The 21,823-nt window shown below is 71.6% G+C and carries 24 protein-coding genes and 1 riboswitch; of the genes, 14 read left to right on the forward strand and 10 right to left on the reverse strand.

The window, feature by feature from the left end:
- Positions 1-20: 20 nt before the first annotated feature.
- Positions 21-671, forward strand: a complete 651-nt coding sequence (locus tag DEH69_RS23340; protein WP_113688959.1) for a TetR/AcrR family transcriptional regulator — start codon at positions 21-23, stop codon at positions 669-671.
- An 84-nt stretch (positions 672-755) separates the two neighbouring features.
- Here DEH69_RS23340 and DEH69_RS23345 read toward each other — a convergent pair whose 3' ends face one another.
- Complete coding sequence (locus tag DEH69_RS23345) at positions 756-1,661, reverse strand: RNA polymerase sigma factor SigF (RefSeq protein ID WP_113688960.1); 906 nt, start codon at positions 1,659-1,661, stop codon at positions 756-758.
- A 251-nt stretch (positions 1,662-1,912) separates the two neighbouring features.
- On the opposite strand from DEH69_RS23345, the gene DEH69_RS23350 reads away from it, so the two are divergent.
- The 4 genes from DEH69_RS23350 to DEH69_RS23365 all read left to right on the forward strand — a co-directional run bounded on the left by DEH69_RS23350 (position 1,913) and on the right by DEH69_RS23365 (position 5,162).
- Positions 1,913-2,293, forward strand: a complete 381-nt coding sequence (locus tag DEH69_RS23350; protein ID WP_113688961.1) for an STAS domain-containing protein — start codon at positions 1,913-1,915, stop codon at positions 2,291-2,293.
- A 226-nt stretch (positions 2,294-2,519) separates the two neighbouring features.
- Entirely contained in the window at positions 2,520-3,089 is a 570-nt protein-coding gene (locus DEH69_RS23355) for an anti-sigma regulatory factor (RefSeq protein WP_258534899.1), read from the forward strand.
- 116 nt (positions 3,090-3,205) lie between these two features.
- Positions 3,206-3,883, forward strand: coding sequence for a response regulator transcription factor (locus DEH69_RS23360; RefSeq protein WP_113688963.1), 678 nt, complete (start codon positions 3,206-3,208; stop codon positions 3,881-3,883).
- A 16-nt stretch (positions 3,884-3,899) separates the two neighbouring features.
- On the forward strand, positions 3,900-5,162 hold the full coding sequence (locus DEH69_RS23365; protein ID WP_113688964.1) for an ATP-binding protein: 1,263 nt from the start codon (positions 3,900-3,902) through the stop codon (positions 5,160-5,162).
- Here DEH69_RS23365 and DEH69_RS23370 read toward each other — a convergent pair.
- On the reverse strand, positions 5,116-5,643 hold the full coding sequence (locus DEH69_RS23370; RefSeq protein WP_113689008.1) for a GtrA family protein: 528 nt from the start codon (positions 5,641-5,643) through the stop codon (positions 5,116-5,118). The two genes, DEH69_RS23365 and DEH69_RS23370, sit on opposite strands and share 47 nt — an antisense overlap.
- Before the next feature lie 151 nt (positions 5,644-5,794).
- Between DEH69_RS23370 and DEH69_RS23375 the strand changes: the two genes are divergently transcribed.
- From DEH69_RS23375 to DEH69_RS23390, 4 genes are all read left to right on the forward strand, one after another.
- Complete coding sequence (locus DEH69_RS23375; RefSeq protein ID WP_181727571.1) at positions 5,795-6,943, forward strand: 5-(carboxyamino)imidazole ribonucleotide synthase; 1,149 nt, start codon at positions 5,795-5,797, stop codon at positions 6,941-6,943.
- A complete protein-coding gene (purE, locus tag DEH69_RS23380; protein ID WP_113688966.1) occupies positions 6,940-7,467 on the forward strand; it encodes a 5-(carboxyamino)imidazole ribonucleotide mutase in 528 nt (175 codons plus the stop codon). Before DEH69_RS23375 ends, purE begins: the two co-directional genes overlap by 4 nt.
- The gene (locus DEH69_RS23385) at positions 7,464-8,654 is read left to right on the forward strand and encodes a dipeptidase (protein ID WP_113688967.1); all 1,191 of its coding nucleotides are present in this window, start codon (positions 7,464-7,466) and stop codon (positions 8,652-8,654) included. Before purE ends, DEH69_RS23385 begins: the two co-directional genes overlap by 4 nt.
- A 344-nt stretch (positions 8,655-8,998) precedes the next feature.
- A riboswitch (cyclic di-AMP (ydaO/yuaA leader) is annotated at positions 8,999-9,199 on the forward strand.
- Between the two features lie 3 nt (positions 9,200-9,202).
- Positions 9,203-10,012 (forward strand): LysM peptidoglycan-binding domain-containing M23 family metallopeptidase, encoded by an 810-nt coding sequence (locus tag DEH69_RS23390; protein WP_113688968.1) that lies wholly within the window; start codon positions 9,203-9,205, stop codon positions 10,010-10,012.
- Between the two features lie 99 nt (positions 10,013-10,111).
- On the opposite strand, the gene DEH69_RS23395 is transcribed toward DEH69_RS23390, so the two are convergent.
- Entirely contained in the window at positions 10,112-10,906 is a 795-nt protein-coding gene (locus DEH69_RS23395; protein WP_113688969.1) for an ABC transporter permease, read from the reverse strand.
- Positions 10,903-11,880: an ATP-binding cassette domain-containing protein gene (locus DEH69_RS23400; RefSeq protein ID WP_113688970.1), complete on the reverse strand. Its 978-nt coding sequence runs from the start codon at positions 11,878-11,880 to the stop codon at positions 10,903-10,905. The genes DEH69_RS23395 and DEH69_RS23400 overlap by 4 nt, the downstream gene beginning before the upstream one ends.
- 123 nt (positions 11,881-12,003) lie before the next feature.
- On the opposite strand from DEH69_RS23400, the gene DEH69_RS23405 reads away from it, so the two are divergent.
- Positions 12,004-12,783 carry a TetR/AcrR family transcriptional regulator gene (locus DEH69_RS23405; protein WP_113688971.1) on the forward strand — a complete coding sequence of 260 codons (780 nt, stop codon included), beginning with the start codon at positions 12,004-12,006 and terminating at the stop codon, positions 12,781-12,783.
- Positions 12,784-12,807: 24 nt separating this feature from the next.
- On the opposite strand, the gene DEH69_RS23410 is transcribed toward DEH69_RS23405, so the two are convergent.
- Genes DEH69_RS23410 through DEH69_RS23420 form a run of 3 tightly spaced genes read right to left on the reverse strand, consistent with a single transcriptional unit; the run spans position 12,808 to position 14,406 of the window.
- Positions 12,808-13,656: a helix-turn-helix transcriptional regulator gene (locus DEH69_RS23410; RefSeq protein WP_113688972.1), complete on the reverse strand. Its 849-nt coding sequence runs from the start codon at positions 13,654-13,656 to the stop codon at positions 12,808-12,810.
- Positions 13,657-13,670: 14 nt separating this feature from the next.
- A complete protein-coding gene (locus DEH69_RS23415) occupies positions 13,671-14,186 on the reverse strand; it encodes a DUF6879 family protein (RefSeq protein WP_113688973.1) in 516 nt (171 codons plus the stop codon).
- Positions 14,158-14,406: a hypothetical protein gene (locus DEH69_RS23420; RefSeq protein WP_113688974.1), complete on the reverse strand. Its 249-nt coding sequence runs from the start codon at positions 14,404-14,406 to the stop codon at positions 14,158-14,160. The genes DEH69_RS23415 and DEH69_RS23420 overlap by 29 nt, the downstream gene beginning before the upstream one ends.
- Positions 14,407-14,610: 204 nt before the next feature.
- Between DEH69_RS23420 and DEH69_RS23425 the strand changes: the two genes are divergently transcribed.
- Entirely contained in the window at positions 14,611-15,093 is a 483-nt protein-coding gene (locus tag DEH69_RS23425) for a hypothetical protein (RefSeq protein ID WP_113688975.1), read from the forward strand.
- 74 nt (positions 15,094-15,167) lie between these two features.
- Positions 15,168-15,830, forward strand: a complete 663-nt coding sequence (locus DEH69_RS23430) for a bifunctional 2-polyprenyl-6-hydroxyphenol methylase/3-demethylubiquinol 3-O-methyltransferase UbiG (protein ID WP_113688976.1) — start codon at positions 15,168-15,170, stop codon at positions 15,828-15,830.
- A gap of 75 nt (positions 15,831-15,905) precedes the next feature.
- Here DEH69_RS23430 and DEH69_RS23435 read toward each other — a convergent pair whose 3' ends face one another.
- Positions 15,906-17,066: an acyl-CoA dehydrogenase family protein gene (locus DEH69_RS23435; protein WP_113688977.1), complete on the reverse strand. Its 1,161-nt coding sequence runs from the start codon at positions 17,064-17,066 to the stop codon at positions 15,906-15,908.
- A 121-nt stretch (positions 17,067-17,187) separates the two neighbouring features.
- Between DEH69_RS23435 and DEH69_RS23440 the strand changes: the two genes are divergently transcribed.
- Both DEH69_RS23440 and DEH69_RS23445 read left to right on the forward strand, forming a co-directional pair.
- Positions 17,188-18,528 carry a UDP-glucose/GDP-mannose dehydrogenase family protein gene (locus DEH69_RS23440; protein ID WP_113689009.1) on the forward strand — a complete coding sequence of 447 codons (1,341 nt, stop codon included), beginning with the start codon at positions 17,188-17,190 and terminating at the stop codon, positions 18,526-18,528.
- 62 nt (positions 18,529-18,590) lie between these two features.
- Positions 18,591-20,021, forward strand: coding sequence for an APC family permease (locus tag DEH69_RS23445; protein WP_113688978.1), 1,431 nt, complete (start codon positions 18,591-18,593; stop codon positions 20,019-20,021).
- A gap of 218 nt (positions 20,022-20,239) precedes the next feature.
- Here the strand turns inward: DEH69_RS23445 and DEH69_RS23450 are convergent, their stop codons facing one another.
- Both DEH69_RS23450 and DEH69_RS23455 read right to left on the reverse strand, forming a co-directional pair.
- Entirely contained in the window at positions 20,240-21,157 is a 918-nt protein-coding gene (locus DEH69_RS23450; RefSeq protein WP_113688979.1) for a 1-aminocyclopropane-1-carboxylate deaminase/D-cysteine desulfhydrase, read from the reverse strand.
- Between the two features lie 59 nt (positions 21,158-21,216).
- Complete coding sequence (locus DEH69_RS23455) at positions 21,217-21,765, reverse strand: CGNR zinc finger domain-containing protein (protein WP_258534900.1); 549 nt, start codon at positions 21,763-21,765, stop codon at positions 21,217-21,219.
- Between the last annotated feature and the right edge of the window lie 58 nt (positions 21,766-21,823).

A 21,823-nucleotide genomic window follows, 5' to 3' on the forward strand; every position in this document is an offset into this window, starting at 1 on the left:
GGCCGATAGCCTCCCCCCCCATGACCGCCCCGACCCGTGACGCCGATCTGACGCTGCGCGAGCGCAAGAAGCTGCGCACGCGGCGCGCGCTCGTGGAGGAGGCGTTGCGGCTGTTCACGCTTCAGGGCTTCGGCGAGACCACGCTCGACGAGCTGGTGGCCGCGGTCGACGTCTCGCAGCGCACCTTCTTCAGGAACTTCGGCTCCAAGGAGGACGTGGCCCTCGCCCCGGAGAAGGAGCTGTGGGCGGCGTATGTCGCGGAGATCGAGCGCCGCCCGCCGAGCCGCGCGCCCCTGGAGGACTACGAGGCGCCCCTGTTCGCCTCCGTGCGCGGGATGGCCGAGGGCTGGGAGGGGCGCTTCGTGGCCAGCCGCGCGCTGTGCGACCGCGCCCCCGCACTGGTCGCGCACAGCCTGCGGCACTGCGCCGAGGTCACCGAGCGCGTGCTCGACATCCAGCTGGCCCGCGGCTGCCGGGGCGGCGACGGGCGCACCGCGCGGCTGCGCCACCTCGTCCTGATGGAGGTCATGCTCACCGCCTGGCGCTGGGCCGTGGGCCGCTGGTCCGCCGAGGGGGCCGAGGGCGCGGATCGGGACGCCCTGTGCGCCCTGATGACCGAGGCGTTCGCGGCCATCCCCGGCGCCCTGGCCCTGGCCGAGCCCGAGTCGTAGGCCAGGGCTCAGGAAGGCAGAAGAACGTCGACGGCCGGTCGCCCCACCCGCGGTGGGGCGACCGGCCGTCGACGTTCGAAGCCCCTACTCCTCGACCAGCAGTCCGCGGCGCAGCCGCCCCAGCGTGCGGGCCAGCAGCCGGGAGACGTGCATCTGCGAGATGCCCAGCTCCTCGCCGATCTCGGACTGCGTCATGTTCGCGACGAAGCGCAGCGACAGGATCTTCCGGTCGCGCGGCGCCAGCTCCGCGATCAGCGGCTTGAGCGACTCGATGTACTCGATCCCCTCGAGCCCGTGGTCCTCGTAGCCGATACGGTCGGCCAGGGTGCCCTCGGCCTCGTCCTCGTCCGGCTGCGCGTCCAGGGAGCTGGCCGTGTACGCGTTCGACGCGGCCATGCCCTCCACGACGTCCTCCTCGCTGATGCTCAGCCGCTCGGCGAGCTCGGCGACGGTCGGGGAGCGGTCCAGCTTCTGGGCCAGCTCGTCCCCGGCCTTCGCCAGGTCGAGCCTGAGCTCCTGAAGCCGCCGCGGGACCCGGACCGACCAGGAGGTGTCGCGGAAGAAACGCTTGATCTCGCCGACGATCGTCGGCATCGCGAACGTGGGGAACTCCACGCCACGATCGGCCTCGAAGCGGTCGATCGCCTTGATCAGACCGATCGTTCCGACCTGGACGATGTCCTCCATCGGCTCGCTGCGCGAACGGAACCGCGACGCGGCGAACTTCACCAGCGCGAGATTCAGCTCGACCAGGGTGTTGCGTACATACGCGTACTCGTGGGTGCCTTCCTCGAGATCCGCCAGGCGCTGGAAGAGGCTCTTCGACAGAGCGCGCGCGTCCAGCGGCGCCACCTCGTCGAACGGTGGGATCTCGGGCAGCGACGCGAGCACGTCGTCCACCGCCGACTCCTCGACGGCGGGGGAGGACTGCGCGTCGGCCTTGCTGGCGTCGGTACGCGGATCTGAGATGTGGGGGGCCGGTGACGACATGATGTGTCCTCCGTCTCTTCAGTCGGCATATGGCTGCCGAAGCCGTGCGTGCGTTGGTGTTGCGGCGCCTCCAAAGCCGGGTGGACAACCATCTGATGTCCTCTAGACCTACCGGTCACTCACCGCCCGTGGCAAGTCCCTTACGCCCGAATCGAGAGGAAAATGCGGCTTGTTCGGGTGTTGGGGCGTCGCCTCAGGGGCTAAGGTTTCGAGCCTGGCCAGGAACGGGGTTCGGACTCGGAGGGGGCTGCATGGACCGTGCGGTGCCGGAGGACGCGAACCGGCGTCCGTTGACGGTCGAGGTGCGGCGCGTCGGCTCGGGCGCGGTGGTCGCGCCCGTGGGTGAGCTCGATCACCATTCCGCGGACGCGCTGCGTGAGGTCCTGGGACAGTGCGTCGCCGATGGCTGCCCGCGCATACTCATCGACTGCTCGGGGCTCGCGTTCTGCGACTCCACGGGCCTCAACGTCCTGCTGGCCACGCGCCTTGACGCGGAGGCCGCGGGCGGGCAGGTCCACCTGGCCGCCATGAGCCCGATCGTGGCCAGAATCTTCGAGATTACGGGCGCCGCGGCCGTCTTCGCGGTCCACCGCAGCGTGGAGGAGGCCCTGGCGGCCATGCCGGGAGACTGACCGGTCGAAGGCCCGCTGTACGGAACGGGTCGGCCGGGTCACACTATTGCCAGGATCGGTCGGGTGTGGTCGCCGTCCAGAGGGGCAGAAGACCACTCACGCCGGGCCGGGGGACGGTCAGGGCGGGCCAGTCAGCCAAGCGGCACTGCGGTGAGGGGAGGCGCGCATGGGCGCGACACGGCCATCTCCCACGGGCGATCAGAGCCCGGAGCCGCCCGCCCCTGCCATGGCACGGAACGACTCCGTCATACCGGACGACGCCCTGCGGAACGATGCCCTGCGCAACGACACCCTGCGCAACGACACCCTGCGGAACGGCACCGAGAGGCACCTCCAGGAGGCCGAGCAGATCCAGGCCGAGCACATCCAGGCCGAGCACATCCAGCAGGTGCGCCGCCTGCGTCTCGTGGGCGGCAACGGTGTCGTCTCGCGGGCCCGCGAGTTCACGCGCGCCGCGCTGCACGACTGGGGCTGGCTCCCCGCCGCCACCGAGGAGGCGCGCGCCCTCGCCGAGGATGTGCTGCTCGTCGTCTCCGAGCTGGTGACCAACGCCTGCCTGCACGCCGACGGCCCCGACGAGCTGCGCCTTGGGCGCGGCGTCAAGCTGCTGCGCGTCGAGGTCGCCGACCGCGGCGCCGGGATCCCCGCGCTGCGCACCACGCGCCGCGTGGGAAGGCCGGGTGGGCACGGCATGTTCATCGTGCAGCGGCTGTGCCTCGACTGGGGCGTGGTCACTGAGCCCGCCACCGGAGGCAAGACCGTGTGGGCCGAGCTGGCCGCGCCCACGGGCGACTGACCCATCGGCGCCCGACCCTTTCAGTGCCCGACCCTTTCAGTGCCCGACCCTTTCAGTGCCCGGCCCCTTGAGTGACTGACCGGAACGCGCCCCCCGCGGCCGTCTACCATCAGCGCATGACCCGAGTACTGCTCGCCGAGGACGACGCGTCCATCTCGGAGCCTCTGGCCCGGGCGCTGCGACGCGAGGGATACGAGGTCGAGGTGAGGGAGGACGGTCCAGGGGCGTTGCGGGCCGGGCTGCGGGGCGATGTCGACCTGGTGGTGCTCGACCTGGGGCTGCCGGGCATGGACGGCCTTGAGGTCTGCCGCAGGCTGCGCACCGAGGGGCTCGGGCTGCCGGTGCTGGTGCTGACCGCGCGCGCCGACGAGGTGGACACCGTGGTGGGCCTCGACGCGGGCGCCGACGACTACGTCACCAAGCCCTTCCGGCTGGCCGAGCTGCTGGCCAGGGTGCGGGCCCTGCTGCGCCGCGGCACCGCGGAGAGCGTCCCCGCGCCCGCCGTGCACGGCATCCGCATCGACGTCGAGTCCCACCGCGCCTGGATGGGCGAGGACGAGCTGCACCTGACCGCGAAGGAGTTCGACCTGCTGCGCGTGCTGGTGCGCGACGCGGGCCGCGTGGTCACGCGCGAGCAGCTGATGCGCGAGGTGTGGGACACCACGTGGTGGTCGTCCACCAAGACCCTGGACATGCACATCTCCTGGCTGCGCAAGAAGCTCGGGGACGACGCGGCCAACCCCCGGTACATCGCGACGGTCCGGGGCGTGGGATTCCGGTTCGAGAAGAGCTGACGGGGGGCGGGGAGGCGTGCGGCGCCGCCTGATCAACTCCACGCTCGCCGTGGTGCTCGTGGTCATCGCCGTCTTCGGGCTCTCCCTCTTCGCGGTCGAGACGCGCACGATCGAGTCGAGCGCCCGCGACCGCCTCGAGGCCGAGGTGGCGCGCGTGCTCGCCGACGTGGAGAGCCGCATCGCCTCGGGCGAGCCCGTCACCGCGTCCGAGCTGCGCGCCTCCGCGCCCGCCGACCGCTTCGTCCGCATCGACCTGCCCGACGCCCCCGACGTCACCCTCGGCCGCCGCCACGACGGCGCGACGCTCACCGCCGATGAGACCGGCGCCCACGGCGAGACGATCACCGTCGAGCAGGCGAGGAGCGAGGTCGACGACGAGATCAACCGGATGCTGATGATCATCCTGGTGGTCTCCCTGCTGGCCGTCGCCGCCGCCGCGCTGCTCGCGGTGCGGCAGGCGCGCCGGGTGTCCGCGCCGCTGACCGACCTGGCCGAGACGGCGGAACGGCTGGGCTCGGGCGATCCGCGCCCGCGCCACCGGCGTTACGGCGTCCCCGAGCTCGACCGGGTCGCGGACGTGCTCGACGCGAGCGCCGAGCGGATCGCGCGCATGCTCACCGCGGAGCGGCGGCTGGCCGCCGACGCCTCCCACCAGCTGCGCACGCCGCTGACGGCGCTGTCGATGCGCCTTGAGGAGATCATCGCCACCCAGGACCGCGAGACGGTCATGGAGGAGGCGGCCATCGCGCTCGCGCAGGTGGAGCGGCTGACCGATGTCGTGCAGCGGCTGCTCACCAACTCCCGTGATCCCAGGTTGGGTTCCGCGGTGGGCTTTGACCTGGACGAGATCGTGATCCAGCAGGTCGAGGAGTGGCGGCCCGCCTACCGCAGCGCCGAGCGCGTCATCGTCCACTCGGGCACGCAGGGCCTGCGCGCGGTCGGCACCCCCGGCGCGGTCTCGCAGGTGCTGGCGTGCCTCATCGAGAACTCCCTGATGCACGGCGCGGGAACGGTCGCCCTGCGCACCAGGACCACGGGGAACCAGGTGGTCGTCGAGGTCACCGACAAAGGGCCCGGCGTGCCGAGCGAGCTGGGCTCCCGCGTCTTCGAGCGCACGGTCAGCGGCCACAACTCCACGGGCCTCGGCCTGGCAGTCGCCCGCGACCTCGCCGAGGCGGACGGCGGCCGCCTCGAGCTGCTCCAGCAGCGCCCCCCGGTGTTCGCGCTCTTCCTCAGCCGCGAGAGCCGCGAGGGGGAGCGGCCTCCCGCCGGGGTGTGAGCGCGGCCACCGACGCGGTCTCGTCCTCGGGGGGCGGCGGGGGCGGGGCGACCGTGCGGAAGACCCAGGTGCGGTAGGACCAGAAGCGGAAGAGGGAGCCGATGCCCAGGCCGATGACGTTCTTCGCGAGGTTGTCCGCCAGGGGCGAGGTGAAGCCGAGGCCGTAGTGCGACAGGGCCAGCGCGCCGTTCTCGATCACCATGCCGACGCACGAGAACAGCAGGAACAGCCCCGCCTCCCTGCTGCGGCCCGTCTTGTCGCGGTGCCGGTAGGTCCAGTGGCGATTGCCGAGATAGTTCGTGCAGATCGCCGCCGATGTCGCGATCACGCCCGCGCGCAGCGGCGCGAGGTGGGCGACGTGCGCGCACAGGTTGAAGACCACCACGTTCACGAGGAAGCCGAACGCGCCCACGGTGCCGAACTTCGCGGCCTCCTGGGCGATGCCGCGCAGGCGGTCGCGGAGCGTGCGCCTCTCGCTCATGGGCGCCATGCTAACGATCCGCCCCGCGGCGGGCCGAGCCGCTGTCCAAGGGTCCCCCTCCACCGCGGTCACTCCCGCCATGGACGTGTGGGGGAGGCGGCCGGTTCCGGGCGCCGGGCCGGTGTCCGAACGCGCCCGATACGCTGGCTGTGTGACATTTCCCGTGGTCGGCATGGTCGGAGGCGGTCAGCTCGCCCGGATGACGCACGAGGCGGGCATCCCGCTCGGCATCAGGTTTCGGCTGCTCAGCGACACCCCCCAGGATTCGGCGGCACTCGTGGCGGGCGACGTGGTCGTCGGCGACCATCGCGATCTCGCGACCCTGCGCGCGTTCGCCCGAGGCTGCGATGTGATCACGTTCGATCACGAACACGTGCCGACGGAGCATCTGCGGGCGCTTGAGGCCGAGGGCATCCCCGTGCGCCCCGGCCCCGACGCCCTGGTGCACGCCCAGGACAAGGGAGTGATGCGCGCCAGGCTCGGCGCGCTCGGCATCCCGTGCCCGCGCCACCGGCTCGTGCGCGACCCGGCCGACGTGGCGCGGTTCGCCGCCGAGGTGGGCGGCTTCCCCGTGGTGCTCAAGACGACGCGCGGCGGCTACGACGGCAAGGGCGTGTGGATCGTGCGGTCCGCCGCCGAGGCCGCCGACGCCACCGCGCCGTTCCTCGCCGGGGTGCCCGTGCTCGCCGAGGAGAAGGTGGACTTCGTCCGCGAGCTGGCCGCCAACGTCGTCCGCTCCCCGCACGGCCAGGCCGTCGCCTACCCCGTCGTGGAGTCCCGCCAGGTGGACGGCGTGTGCGACACCGTGATCGCCCCCGCGCCCGGCCTGCCGGAGGCGCGCGCCACGCACGCCCAGGAGCTGGCGCTGCGCGTCGCGGGCGAGCTGGGCGTCGTGGGCCATCTCGCGGTGGAGCTGTTCGAGGCGGCCGACGGCCGGATCCTGGTCAACGAGCTGGCCATGCGCCCGCACAACTCCGGGCACTGGACCCAGGACGGCGCCGTCACCTCGCAGTTCGCCAACCACCTGAGGGCCGTGCTCGACCTGCCGCTCGGCGACCCGCGCCCGCGCGCCCCCTGGACCGTGATGGCCAACGTCCTGGGCGGCGACTTCCCCGACATGTACCCCGCGTATCTGCACTGCATGGCCCGCGATCCGGGGCTCAAGATCCACATGTATGGCAAGGACGTGAAGCCCGGCCGCAAGGTCGGCCATGTCACCACGTACGGCGACGACCTGCCCGATGTCATCGAGCGGGCCCGGCACGCCGCCGACTACCTCCGAGGGACGATCGACGAATGAACAGCCCCGCGCCGCCTCTGGTCGGCATCGTCATGGGCTCCGACTCCGACTGGCCCGTGATGCGCGGCGCCGCCGAGGCCCTGGAGGAGTTCGCCGTCCCGTTCGAGGCCGACGTGGTCTCCGCGCACCGCATGCCGCACGAGATGGTCGGCTATGCCGAGGAGGCCGCGGGGCGCGGGCTCAAGGTGATCATCGCGGGCGCCGGGGGAGCGGCCCATCTCCCCGGCATGATCGCGTCGTTGACGCCGCTGCCCGTCATCGGCGTGCCGGTGCCGCTGGCGCACCTGGACGGCATGGACTCGCTGCTCTCCATCGTGCAGATGCCCGCGGGCGTGCCCGTCGCGACCGTCTCGGTCGGCGGCGCGCGGAACGCCGGGCTGCTCGCCGTCCGCACCCTGGCCGTGCACGACGCGGCGCTGCGCGAGGCGATGACCGCGTTCCAGGACCGGCTCAAGGAGCAGGCCGTCGAGAAGGGCCGCAGGCTGCGCGCCACCCTGACGCAGCGCGAGGAGGCCAGGGCATGACCGGCTCCCTCGCCCGCGCCCGTGCGCTCCTCGCCGAGCACCCCGTCGTCGACGGGCACAACGACCTGCCGTGGGCGCTGCGCCAGCAGGTGCGCTACGACCTCGACCGGCGCGACATCGCCACCGACCAGAGCGCGCATCTGCACACCGACCTGCCGCGGCTGCGCGCGGGCGGGGTGGGGGCGCAGTTCTGGTCGGTCTATGTGCGCGCCGACCTTGCGGGGGAGGCCGCGGTGAGCGCGTGCCTCGAGCAGATCGACGTGGCGCGCAGGCTCGCCGAGCGCTACCCGTCCGAGCTGCGGCCCGCGCTGACCGCCGACGACATGGAGGCGGCGCGCGCCGATGGCCGCATCGCGTCGCTCATGGGCGCCGAGGGCGGGCACTCCATCGCCAACTCACTCGGCACGCTGCGCGCGTTCCACCTGCTCGGCGTCCGCTACATGACGCTGACGCACAACGACACGATCGACTGGGCCGACTCCGCGACCGACGAGCCGCGCCACGACGGGCTTTCCGCGTTCGGTGAGGAGGTGGTCCGCGAGATGAACCGCGTCGGGATGCTCGTGGACCTCTCCCATGTGGCGCCCTCGACCATGCGCGGGGCGCTCGCGGTGACCGAGGCGCCCCTGATCTTTTCGCACTCCTCCGCGCGCGCCGTGTGCGACCACCCGCGCAACATCCCCGACGACGTGCTCGCGCTGCTGCCGGGCAACGGCGGGGTGGCGATGGCCACGTTCGTGCCCACCTTTGTGCTGCCCGAGGCGGCGGTGTGGTCCAAGCGCGCGGCGGCCCACCTGGAGGCGCATGGCTTCCACGCGCTCGACCACACCGAGCCCGCGATGCGGCTGCTCGCGGAGTTCGAGGCCGAGCACCCGCGCCCACGCGCCACGGTGTCCACCGTGGCCGACCACCTGGACCACATGCGCGAGGTCGCGGGCGTCGACCACATCGGCCTGGGCGGCGACTACGACGGCACGGCGTTCCTGCCCGACGGGCTCGAGGACGTGTCCGGCTATCCGCGGCTGATCGCCGAGCTGCTCGACCGGGGCTGGTCGCCCGCCGACCTGTCCAAGCTGACCTGGGGGAACGCCGTGCGCGTGCTGCGCGACGCGGAGGCGGTGTCCCGCGACCTGTCCGCGCGGCGCGGCCCTTCGCTCGCGACGATCGAGGAGCTTGACGCGGCCTGACGGGCCTTCGGGGGAGCAGGGGCGGGTAATTCGGGCGATCTTCCCATAGGGGTGGATAGCGCCGGGGTGGCGCGGGGTGGTGACCGACCTCACTCGGGGCCGCGGCCGCCCGCTCGCCCCGTGCGGCGGCACCCCGGTCGTCTTCTCGCCAAGTGTGCGCTTTCCGCTCCGGGTTGGGGCGCGGGAGGCGCCAACGGTCGATCACGTTAGGTTGCTTAACGTTCACGTGCGGTCGCGGAACGGTCCATGCCGGTATCGCCGATCATGGTGTGATCATCCGCTCTTAGTTGTCTCGTCCGAATTCATCGGTTTAACGTGCTCCAGCGCCGCACCCCCGCGGCCGACCGCTCCGGACGCCGAATCCTGTCACCGGTAGCGGGAACGCAGCACTTCCGTCTGACAGGAGCGGGGGACCCACCATTCGCCGGGGCGTTGCCCGACGCACCGGCTCGGGGTGAAGCCCTCGGGACCCCAGCGGTCCCCGGGGCCGGGCGACTCCGGCCCGAACCCGACAGCTCACCTCGCAGGCGTTCGAGAGGAGCACACCTATGTCCGCACGCGGACGTCACCGTCGCCCACGCGCACGGCGCATCTCCCGTATCTCCCTGTTCCTGATGGCCGGTGGCGCCGGTGTGGCGCTGCCGTTCGTCGCCGCGGGAGCGGCCAGCGCCGCCTCCGCCGATGACACCTACACCGTGGTCAGCGGCGACTCGCTGTCCAAGATCGCCCGCGCCCAGGGCCTTCCCGGCTGGGAAGAGCTCTACGACGGCAACCGCGGCGTGGTCGGCGAGGACCCGAATCTGATCCGTCCCGGTCAGAAGCTGGTCATCGGCGATCCCGTCGAGGCCGCCGCCGAGCCGGTGCCCGCCGAGCCCGCGCCCGCCGCCGAGGAGCCCGCCCCGGCTCCCGAGCCAGAGCCCGCGCCCGCGCCCGAGCCCGCCGACGAGGCCGCCAGCGGCTTTGTCGCCCCGGTCGACGCCTCGGTGACCACCGGCTACCGCGTCGCGGGGTCCTCCTGGTCCTCCGGCTACCACACCGGCGTGGACTTCCCCGTCGGCACCGGTACCCCCGTGTCCGCGATCGGCGCGGGCGAGGTCGTGACCGCGGGCAGCGGTGGCGCCTACGGCAACGAGGTCGTCATCCGCCACGACGACGGGCACTACAGCCAGTACGCCCATCTGTCGTCCATATCGGTCAGCGCCGGTCAGACGGTGAACGCCGGTGATCAGATCGGGCTCTCCGGCTCGACGGGCAACAGCACGGGCCCGCACCTCCACTTCGAGGTCCGCACCGGCCCCGACTACGGCTCCGACGTGGACCCGCTGGCCTATCTCGCGGGCAAGGGCGTCGTTCTCTGACATCCGTAGGAGCATCCGCCGTGCCACGGCGGGCGACGGCGTGACGACGGCAGGCCCCGCCCACCCCGCGGGGCCTGCCGTCGCGTCGTGGGGTGGCGCTCAGCCGCCCTGCTTCTGGTAGGTCCGCACCGAGAGCGGCGCGAAGACCGCAGTCAGGAGCACCGGCCACCCGATGGCCAGCAGCAGGGCGTTCTCGCTCGCCCAACCCCCGCCGCCAAGACCTGGGTTGCCGAACAGCTCGCGGATCGCGGTCACCGTGGCGGACAGGGGGTTCCACTCGGCGACCGTGCCCAGCCAGTCCGGCATCAGCTCGGGCGCGGTGAAGACGTTGGACACCGCGGTCAGCGGGAATACCAGCGGGAAGACGATCATCCCCACCGTGTCGGGGTTGCGCACGACCAGGCCCAGATAGATCCCGATCCAGGTGATCGCCACCCGCAGCGCCAGCACGAGCGCCACCGCGACCAGCGCTCTGCCGACGCCCCTGTGCCACTCCCAGCCGACCAGCAGCCCGCACACGAGCAGCACCGACATCTCCAGCAGCGCCCGCAGCAGGTCGGCCGCGCTCCGCCCGGTCAGCAGCGCCGAGCGGGCCACCGGCATCGAGCGGAAGCGGTCGATCACGCCGCGCCCCGCGTCCACCGCGACCGCCGAGCCGGTCGCGCCGAGGCCGTAGAGCATCGTCATCGCGAAGACCCCGGGGAGCAGGAACTCCCGGTAGTCGCCGCCGTCGGGCAGCACCATGCCGCTGCCGAAGACATAGCCGAAGACCAGCACGAACATGATCGGCAGCATGAAGTAGAGCACCACCTCCTCGGGCGTCCGCACGAGGTGCGCCATGTTCCGCCGGGTCATCGTCAGGCCGTCGGCCATCGCGTAGCGCACGCGCCTCATCGGGCCACCCCCGCCGCGCTCGTGTGCTTCCGGTCAGCCCGCCGCCCGGTGAGCCTCAGGAACGCCTCGTCGAGCGTGGGCCGCCTGGTGCCGATGTCCTCCACCGCGATGCCCGCCGCGTGCAGCGCCCTGACCACCTCGGTCAACGCGGTGACTCGGTCGGTCACCAGCGCGCTCACCCGGCGCGTGTCCTGATCGGTGTCGGGCTCGACCCCGCACACGCGCGCGATGAGCGCGGCCACCCCGAACAGGTCGGCGGCGTCCCGCACGACGACCTCGACCCGGTCGGCGCCGATCGTCGCCTTCAGCTCGTCGGCCGTGCCCTCGGCGACCACGCGCCCGGTGTCGATCACCGAGATCCGGTCGGCCAGCTGGTCGGCCTCCTCGAGGTACTGCGTGGTCAGCAGCACCGTGGTGCCGCCCGCGACCAGCGAACGGACCGCGTCCCACACGCTGTTGCGGCTGCGCGGGTCGAGGCCCGTGGTCGGCTCGTCGAGGAACAGCACCTCGGGCGAGCGCACCAGGCTGGCCGCCAGGTCGAGGCGCCGCCGCATCCCCCCGGAGTACTGCCCGGCGTTCCTCCCCGCCGCGTCGGTCAGCTCGAAGCGCTCAAGCAGCTCGTCGGCCCGCCGCCTGGCCGCCGCGCGGCCCAGCTTGTGGAGCCTGCCGAACATCACGAGGTTCTGCCGCCCGCTGAGCTGCTCGTCGACCGCCGCGTACTGCCCGGTCAGCCCGATCCGCTCGCGCACATCGCCCGGCTGCCGCGCCACGTCGAACCCCCGGATCTCCGCGCGCCCCGCGTCGTAGCGCAGCAGCGTGGCCAGCGCGCGCACGGTCGTCGTCTTGCCCGCGCCGTTCGGCCCCAGAAGGCCGTGCACCGTGCCGGTCCGCACGGCCAGGTCAACGCCGTCGAGCGCGTGGGTGCCGCGATATCGCTTGCGCAGCCCCTCCGCCACGATCGCGTGCTCTGTCATCTCCCCAACCCCGTCCCCATATCCGAGAAACTGCTTTACGTCGAAAACTGTGTACGTCGTAGACTTGGGTATACACCATACACAGTTTTAGGATGCCGTCAACCACTTCAGTGAGGGGCGAGGATGACCGACCAGCGCCAGGCGCGTCGCGACCTCCAGGCGTCGGTGGACCTGCTCTGGCGCACCAAGGGGCCCGGCAGAAGGGGCCCGCGCGGCACCCTGACCGTGGACCGGATCGTCCAGACCGCCATCGACGTCGCCGACGCCGATGGCCTCGCGGGCGTCTCGATGCGCAAGGTCGCCGAACGGCTCGGGGTCACGACGATGTCGCTCTACCGGTACATCCCGGGCAAGGACGACCTGGTCGACCTGATGTTCGAGATGGCCACGGGGCACCCCGACACCTCGGACTGGCCCGACGACTGGCGTGGGCGGCTGACCGCCTACGCGCGCGAGTGCCGCACGATGCTGCTCCAGCGCCCCTGGATGATCGACGTCCCGATCGGCAGCCCGCCCATGGGGCCCAACAACCTCGCGTGGATGGAGGCCGTGCTCGCGTCGCTCGACGGCAGCGGCCTCGGCCAGGACGACATGGTCGGCGTGCTGTTGCTCCTCACCAACTACGTGCTGAGCGAGGTCCGCCAGGAGATCACGATGAGCCGCGCCGCGCCGCGCACGGGCGTGACATACGAGGAATGGGGCGAGATCTACGGGGAGTTGCTGGCCAGGGTGGTCGGATCCGGGCGCTACCCGGCGCTGGCGCGGGTGGTGGAGGCGGGCGTCTTCGGCCCCGAGTCCGTGGGCGCGGAGGAGGACTTCGCGTATGGCCTCGACTTCATCCTGGACGGGATCGAGGCCCTCATCCGCGAGCGCAGGGGGAAGGCGCCGAAGCGCGCGGAGTGAGAACGGCCCGCGCCGCCCCCGCGGTCAGCCCAGGGACGCCACCGCGTTCGCGATGAGAGCGCGGGCGGCCGCTCCTCGTACGGCCTGCTGTGAGAGACGTTCGAATGCGCGAGCGTACAGCTCGACCTGGCTGGGCTGTATCAGTGTGGACGCGGCATCCAGGGTGTCGGCGTGCACCCTTCGGTCATCGAAGATCGTGAAGGTCGGCATGGGCCACACGACCCGTTGTTCCGAGAAGGGGACTATGCCCACGGCGACGTTCTGCACGTCCATGACTCCGAGCAGGTGGCCGAGCTGCGCCGCCATGGTCTCGGCGCTGCACAACCGGTATCGCAACACCGACTCTTCCAGCACGAAGGAGAACCGGCGCCCGCCCCCGCTCAGCACCTCGTTCCGCCGTATCCGGGCCGCCACTGCCTCGCTCACGTCGTCCGGTGTCCCTCGGAAATCCGCGATGGAGGACAGCAGTGCGGACGCGTACCCCGGTGTCTGGACGAAACCAGGGATCACATCGGATACGTAGACGCGGAAGGTCTTGGTCCGTCGGTACAGGTCGCCGGTGCTCTCTTGCAGGCGCCGAAGGCCGGTGCGCTGAAGCCGTCTCCACTCCACATGCGCTTCGGTGGACTGCCTGTTGGCCGCGATCAGGTCGGGGGCCTGGTCGTCAGCGGCGCAGGCTCGGCACCAGGCTCGGATGTCGGCATCGGAGGGAGGCGTCTTGGCGTTCTCGATCCGGGACGACTTCGATTCCGACCAACCGCACCTGATGGCCAGCTCCCGCCCGTTGATCCCCGCGTCCTTCCGGATCTCACGAAGGCGGCCCGCCAGCTTCTCTCGGGCCTTCTGAACGCGTGAAGAGGGGTGTGGGGGCATGGAGCTGGCGTGCGTCAGACCGTGTACCCGTGGTGCGGGATCGCTCGCTCCCAGACTGCCTCGAACGCGGCGGAGCACAGCTTCACGGCTTCCGGGTCCGCCGTGATCTCGTCCTCCACCACCACGCCGTCGCCCGAGAAGTGGTGCACCCGGAGCAGCGAGTCATCGAACAGCCAGAAGTCGTTTCCCGGCAGGGCGATGGCCGTGGCCTGCCGCCGGGGCAGCCAGCGGACCTGCTCCCCCGCCGTGACGTTGGCACGGGTGACGTAGTGCTCCCACCTGATGTACTCCGACACCGGCTCGGAGACCACCCGCGCCCTGCGGATCACCACGCCCCTGGCCACGGTGTCGGCGATCAGCTGGTCGTAGGGGTGCCACCACGATCCGCGGTCCTCCCAGTCGATCCGCTCCCCGCGCCTCCACGCCTCGAACCGGTCGGTGGCGGCGTAGGAGTCGCGCAACTCCAGGTGAACGGCGGATCGCCCGCACCGGCCGAGCAGCTCAGCGAAGCTGGGCACGCTCGACGGCATCACAGGCCTCCCTGATCATCGGAACCATCCGGGCCGGAATCCTGACGACGGCCTCACTGTCGGGCACCGGACCGTTCGCGGGGCTGCTCACCTCACAGTCCGCCTGAGTCTCGGGGGTCGGCTTCCACCCCTGCAACAAGATTCCCTGAACTTCCGTGTCCACCCACACCGTCGGGCAGTGGTCCCGGTCGGGGTCGATCCCAACGAACTCCACGGCCATGGCAGGCCCCCTGATCCAGTCACTTGCTCGGGTTTGCACCAGCATCTTTGAACTGGGAGAAGGCGTCAATACCGCGCGCTGGGCCAAGCGAATCGGCGTGCAAGCTCGTGCAATCTCATGGATCCGTGACGCCCGGTCTCCGTAGCCTCCTCGGCACAGCCAGTTGAGAGCCGGAGGCAACCCTTCTCCCCGGAGGTACGCACGATGAGCACAGCCGTTCAGACCCGCACCCGTGACCCGCGGATCATCCTCAACGCACTGGCCCACCGAGTGCCCCAGCTGATCACCGAGACAGAGCCGACGCTGTGGGACCGAGAAATCGCTCTCCTGTTGCGCGACAACAGCGTCATGACCCGCGACACCGCCGAACGGCTGCTGGGCCAGGCCATCGCGTACACGATCACCGCCATGGAGCGGAAGGGCGTGGACATGGGCGTCGGCTACACGGTGGACGTGGCCGTGCATGCCCTGATCCTGGACACGCCGCTGTACTTCGCCCTGTGCGACGAGTACAACAGCGGTCAGTACAAGCACCATGCGCCCCTGATCCAGCGGCGCCGCGACGGCACCGTGACGCGGACGGCCGACATCCTGAGGGACAACGGGTTCGCCGTGGACGCCGAGTTGTGGGGCATGGACGCGGCGGAGTGCTCTCCGTGCGACAACAAGGTCCCTGACAGCCACTGACACCATCCGTACCGGGTGCCCCCGTCTCCACCGGAGCGGGGGCACCGACCCAACCGTGGAACCGAGGCCGACAGTTGCCCGCTCAGCACAACATCGAGTCCGAACGCGAACTCTGGGACGCCTTCGCCGAGAGCACGAGGGACAAGACCCTGGAGGCTGACCCGGTGTTCTGCTGGACGCAGTACGCCGGGCATGGCCCAGGTCCCGAACTCCTGGGGGCACCGAGAACGGCGCTGGAGATCGGCTGTGGCACCGGGCGGGCCCTGGCGTTTCTCCTGAACCGGGGAGTCAAGGTCACGGGCCTGGATCTGTCTCCGGTAGCCGTCAAGCACCTGATCGAACGCTGGGGGTCCACGGGAGCGGAGTTCATCTGCGCGGAAGTGCTTGAGCACCTGGCGGCGAGCACCGAGACGTATGACGCCATCTATTCGATCTTCGGAGCGGTGTGGTTCACCGACCCGGCGAAACTCCTTCCGCTGATCGCCAAGCGGCTCAACCCCGACGGCACGCTGGTCTTCTCCCAACCCCCCGCGATCCCGGGGGCCTACGGCCCCCAGGGCATGTACAAGGGCGGCTTCGCGGGCAAGGCCATGTTCACCTACCGGTACAGCTACACGCCCCGCACGTGGTCCGCACTTCTCGCCAAGAGCGGCTTCCAGGACATCGAAGCAGCCGTCCTGGACGCCCCGACCGAGGGGCACATCGGAACGTTGATCGTGCGCGGCGTGAAGCGCTGATCCCCCCGGACGGGCACCGGGCGGGAACGGGCCCGTGGGGCGTTGTCGTTGTCGTTGGCGTTGGCGTTCACGGGGCTACGGGAGGTTCCGTGCCATCACGATCCGCTGGACCTGGTTCGTGCCCTCGTAGATCTGCGTGATCTTGGCGTCGCGCATCATGCGCTCCACCGGGTAGTCGCGCGTGTAGCCGTAGCCGCCGAGGAGCTGCACCGCGTCCGTCGTGATCTCCATCGCCGCGTCGGACGCCAGGCACTTGGCCGCCGCGCCGAAGAACGTCAGGTCCGCGTCGTTCCGTTCGGACCTGGCGGCGGCCGCGTAGGTCAGCTGGCGCGCGGCCTCCAGCTTCATCGCCATGTCGGCCAGCATGAACTGCACGCCCTGGAAGTCCCCCACGGGCTTGCCGAACTGCTTGCGCTCCCGCACATACCCCTTCGCGTAGTCGAGCGCCCCCTGCGCGATCCCCACCGCCTGCGCCGCGATCGTGATCCTGGTGTGGTCGAGGGTGCGCATCGCGGTGGCGAAGCCCGTGCCCTCGTCGCCGATCATGCGCGCCGCGGGGATCCTGACGTTGTCCAGGTAGACCTCGCGCGTCGGCGACCCCTTGATGCCCAGCTTCCGCTCGGGCGCCCCGAACGACACGCCCTCGTCGCCCTTCTCGACGACGAACGCCGAGATCCCGCCGCGCGTCCGCTTCTCCGGGTCGGTGACGGCCATCACCGTGTAGAAGTCGCTGACCCCGGCGTTGGTGATCCAGCGCTTGACGCCGTTGAGCACATACGCGTCGCCTTCCCGCACCGCGCGCGTGCGCATCCCGCCCGCGTCCGAGCCCGCGTCGGGCTCAGAGAGGCAGTACGAGAACATCGCCTCGCCCCTGGCGAGCGGCGTGAGGTAGCGCTCCTTCAGCTCCTTCGACCCCGAGAGCACCAGCGGCAGCGAGCCCAGCTTGTTCACCGCGGGGATCAGCGAGGACGAGGCGCACACGCGGGCGACCTCCTCGATCACGACGACCGTCGCCAGCGCGTCCGCGCCCGCCCCGCCGAACTCCTCGGGCACGTGCACGGCGTGCAGGTCGCTGGCGACGAGCGCGTCCAGCGCCTCCTGGGGGAAACGGCCTTGCTCGTCCACGTCGGCCGCGAACGGCGCGATCTTCGCCTCCGCCAGCGCCCGCACCGACTCCCGGAGCAGATCGTGCTCCTCGGCGGGGCGGTAGAGGTCGAACTCCGGTGCTCCTGCCACGTCTCTCACTCCCTGACGATCCGCCGCGATAACGACTGTTAACTCAGCTGTCATCCTAGGCCGGACGAGCGGCCATGGATACGTGGGCTGCCCGGCAACGCCGGGGTCTATGCTCGGAGTCATGTCCCCGAAGATCACGGTGATCGGCCTCGGCTACCTCGGCGCCACCCATGCCGCCGCCATGGCGGAGCTGGGATTCGAGGTGCTCGGCCTCGACATCGTCCCGGAGAAGATCGAGCTGCTGACGCGCGGCGAGACCCCCATCTACGAGCCGGGCCTCGGGGACATGCTGCGGCGGCACGTCGCCGGGCTGCCGGGATCGACGGGCCGCCTGTCGTTCACCACGTCGTACGCGGCGGTGGCGGAGTTCGGCGACGTCCACTTCATCTGCGTCAACACCCCGCAGAAGCCCGGGGAGTACGCCTGCGACATGAGCTATGTGGACAGCGCGGTCGACTCCCTCGCGCCGCACCTCACGCGGCCCGCCCTGGTCGTGGGCAAGTCCACCGTCCCGGTCGGCAGCGCCGCCAGGCTGGCCCGCAGGGTCGCCGAGCTGGCGCCCGTGGGCGACGCCGCCGAGCTGGCGTGGAACCCCGAGTTCCTGCGCGAGGGCTTCGCCGTCCAGGACACCCTGCACCCCGACCGCATCGTCGCCGGTGTCACGGGCGAGCGCGCCGAGGCGCGCCTCCGCGAGGTCTACGCCGGGCCGATCGGCGACGGCGCCCCGTTTATCGTCACCGACCTGCCGACCGCGGAGCTGGTCAAGACGGCGGCCAACGCGTTCCTCTCCACCAAGATCTCCTTCATCAACGCCATGGCCGAGATCTGCGAGACCGCGGGCGGCGACGTCGTCAAGCTCGCCGAGGCCCTTGGGCACGACGACCGCATCGGCAGGAAGTTCCTGCGCGCCGGGATCGGCTTCGGCGGAGGCTGCCTGCCCAAGGACATCCGCGCGTTCATGGCCCGCGCGGGCGAGCTGGGCGCGCCCGAGGCCGTGGCGTTCCTGCGCGAGATCGACTCGATCAACATGCGCCGCCGCGTCTCCATGGTCGAGCTGACCAGGGAGACGCTCGGCGGTTCGCTGCTCGGCAAGCGCGTGGCCGTCCTGGGCGCGGCGTTCAAGCCCGACTCCGACGACGTCCGCGACTCGCCCTCGCTCAACATCGCGGGCCAGCTCCACCTCCAGGGCGCCGAGGTCACCGTGCACGACCCCAAGGCCATGGACAACGCCAGGCGCGTCTTCCCCACCCTGCGCTACGCGGACTCCCCGACCGAGGCGGCCCAGGGCGCGCACGCCGTGCTGCACCTGACCGAGTGGCGGGAGTTCCGCGAGCTCGACCCCGCCGCGCTCGGCGAGGTCGTCGGCGAGCGGCACCTCCTCGACGGGCGCAACACCCTGGACCCCGCGCTGTGGCGCAAGGCGGGCTGGACCTATCGCGCCCTGGGCCGCCCGACCGCGTGATCGGCACCCCCGGTTCGAGTGCGTTCGGGTTTGACCCCTGACCATTCGGCAAAGCACTCCGCATGCCGAGAAGCGACCACGGGGGAGCGGAAGCCGTCCTTCCCCCCGATCACGGTGCGGGTCCTGGAGCGAGCGAGGGAAACGCCGGTGATGGCGGCGAGCTCAAGCGCGTCATCGGCCCGGGGCTGCTGCTCCTCTTCATCGTCGGCGACATCCTCGGCACGGGCGTCTACGCCCTGACGGGCCAGGTCGCCGCCGAGGTCGGGGGCGCGGTGTGGGTGCCGTTCCTGTGCGCCTTCCTGGTGGCGATGCTGACCGCCACCAGCTATCTGGAGCTGGTCACCAAGTACCCGAGGGCCGGTGGCGCGGCGGCGTACTCGCACCGGGCGTTCGGCATCCACTTCCTGACCTTCCTCGTCACGTTCGCCGTGATGTGCTCGGGGCTGACCTCCGCGTCGAGCGCGTCCAAGGCGTTCGCCGCCAACCTGCTGTCCGCGCTCGACGTCGACGGCGACCAAGGGCGCGTCGCCATGGCGATCGCGCTGGGCTTCATGGCGTTGATCAGCCTCGTCAACCTGCGCGGCGTCGGCGAGAGCGTCAAGGCCAACGTCGCCCTCACCGCCGTCGAGCTGACCGGCCTGCTGATCGTCATCGGCGTGGGCGCGTGGGCGCTGCTCCAGGGCGACGGCGAGTTCTCGCGCGTGACCGAGTTCGAGACCCCGGGCGGCGACACGGCCTTCGGCGCGATCACGGCGGCCACGGCGCTCGCGTTCTTCGCGATGGTCGGCTTCGAGGACTCGGTGAACATGGCCGAGGAGACCAAGGACCCCGTGCGGATCTTTCCGCGCGTCATGCTGATCGGCCTGACGGTCACGGGCGTCATCTACATCCTGGTCGCGGTCGCGAGCGTCACCCTGGTCGCCCCCGCCGAGCTGGGGGAGGGCGACACCCCGCTGCTCAAGGTGGTCCAGGCGGGCGCGCCCGGCTTCCCGATCGACGTGTTCGCATGGATCACGATGTTCGCCGTCTCCAACTCCGCGCTGATCAACATGCTCATGGCCAGCCGCCTGCTCTACGGCATGTCCCGCGAACGCGCCCTGCCCGCCCCGCTGTGCCGCCTGCTGCCCCGCCGCCGCACCCCGTGGGTCGCGATCACGTTCACGACGCTGCTGGCGTTCCTGCTCATCGGCTACGCCGACCTGACCGCGCTCGGCGGCACCACGTCGCTGCTCCTGCTGTGCGTCTTCGCGGTCGTCAACGTCGCGGTGCTCGTCCTGCGACGCGACCGGGTCGCGCACCGGCACTTCCGCGCCCCCACCGCGCTCCCCGTCATCGGCGCGGTCCTGTGCGTCTACCTGGCAAGCCCGCTCTCGCAGCGCTCGGGCGATGACTACGAGATCGCGGGCTGGCTCATGCTGATCGGCATCGCGCTGTGGGCGTGCGTGTGGGGCTGCACACGGCTCCTGGCGGCGCGCGCGAAGGGCGTGGGCTGAGGCGGCGCCTCGCGGCCAGCGGTCGCGTTCGGCCCTGGCTGTGTTGACTCGCGTCATCAACCCCGCGGGTCAATACAGCTGCCGGTGACCGGGCAGCCCAGTCTCGGCGAGGACTGCCGAGCACCAGGGTGCCGCCGGGAATGGCGAGGGGGCGCGTCACGCGGCGCTCGCCCCGCCGGGCGTCTGCTGCCTGCGGGCCTCGTGCGACCGGCTCCCGTTCAGGTCGCGTCGGGCGGGCCCGTGATCACCGCCGTCAGGCGGGTGCCCCGGGGGAACGCGCCCGCCGCGGCCAGGTCGCTCAGGCAGTGCAGCGCCTTCGCGACATAGCGGCGTTCGATCGGGAGGTCGTGGCGTCGCTCGAACTCCTCGGTGAACGCCGCCAGTTCGGGAGGGACCCGGCCATAGCCCCCGCCGTGGTGGGTGTGGGCGACGCGCCAGTTGGCGAAGGCCCGGCCGAACGCGGCGCGTTGCAGCCGGGTCACCTCGCCCTCCAGATAGCCCTCGCCGCCGCGCAGCACCGCGACGCCGAGGGCGGTCGCGCCGGGGGGCAGGCCCGCGGCGATCCCGGCGAGCGTGCCGCCTGTGCCGACCGGGACGCACACGACGTCCCGCGGGCCCAGGCCGGGAAGCTCGCGAGGTATCTCGGCCGCGCCACGCGCGGCAAGGGCGTTGGAGCCGCCCTCGGGCAGGACATAGCAGCGGCCGAATCGCTCCTCCAGGCGGGCGCGGGTCTCCGGCTTGTCCAAGGCGCGCAGGGTCGCGCGGTAGGTGGCGCGGTCGGCGAACACCAGCTCCATGCCCGCCGCCTCCGCCGCCGCGAGCACGGGGTTGCGCGGGGCGCGCGCCAGCTCGTCGCCCCTGATCACGCCGGTGCAGGCGAACCCCGTGGCCGCGGCCGCCGCGGCCACCGCCGCGATGTGGTGGGACCACGCGCCGCCGAACGTCAGCAGCCGCGTATGGCCGAGGTCGGCCGCGGCGCGCAGATTGGGGGTGAGCTTGCGCCACTTGTTGCCCGGGACCGTCGCATGGATGAGATCGTCGCGCTTGAGCCGCAGCGCCACGCCCGCCGAGGCCAGCACCGGGCCTGGGTCGGGCAGCTCGGCCACCGGGGACGGCAGCACCGCGGGCGACAGCATCGGGACGAGTGTACGAACGCCCGTTCCCCCCGGCCACTCCGGCCTCTCACCCCGGAGACTCACCCCGGCTGCCGCCTGGCCCGCTCCCGGTAGGCGCGCATCTTGGCGCGCGAGCCGCAGATCCGCATCGAGCACCAGCGGCGGTGGCCCGCGGGGCTGTGGTCGTAGTACGCCCAGCGGCACGTGTCTGCCTCGCACACCTTGAGCCGCCGCCAGGTCCCCTCCGCCTCGGCCACCGCGACCAGCGCGGCCACCCGCGCGGCCAGCGCCGCCGCGCCGCGCAGCCCGGGCGCCGGGACCAGCGCCGTGTCCCCCGTCGCGCCGTCCACGCGCAGCGCGAGCGGCGCGCGTGCGAACGCCTCGGTCAGCGCCTTGGCCGAGCCCTCGCGCATCGCGGGCCCCGTGTGCGCGCGACACGCCTCCCGCAGCCCCTCGCGCAGCGCCACCACCCCGGCGCGGTCGTCGGCCGTCAGCGCGACCCCGGCCCGCTCGGCGAGGGCGGCCAGGCCAACGGCCCCGGCCAGGCGGTCCTCTCCCGACTCCAGATCGACCGTATTGATCAATTCCTCGATCAGAACGAGACCGCCGGGCGTCTCCTTCTCTCCCACGCTTGCCACGTTACCGGTGAGCCGCCATGATGTGGTCACGGTCACCGTTACCATCACA

The sequence above is a fragment of the Streptomyces sp. PT12 genome, assembly GCF_003311645.1.
Lineage (GTDB): Bacteria > Actinomycetota > Actinomycetes > Streptomycetales > Streptomycetaceae > Streptomyces.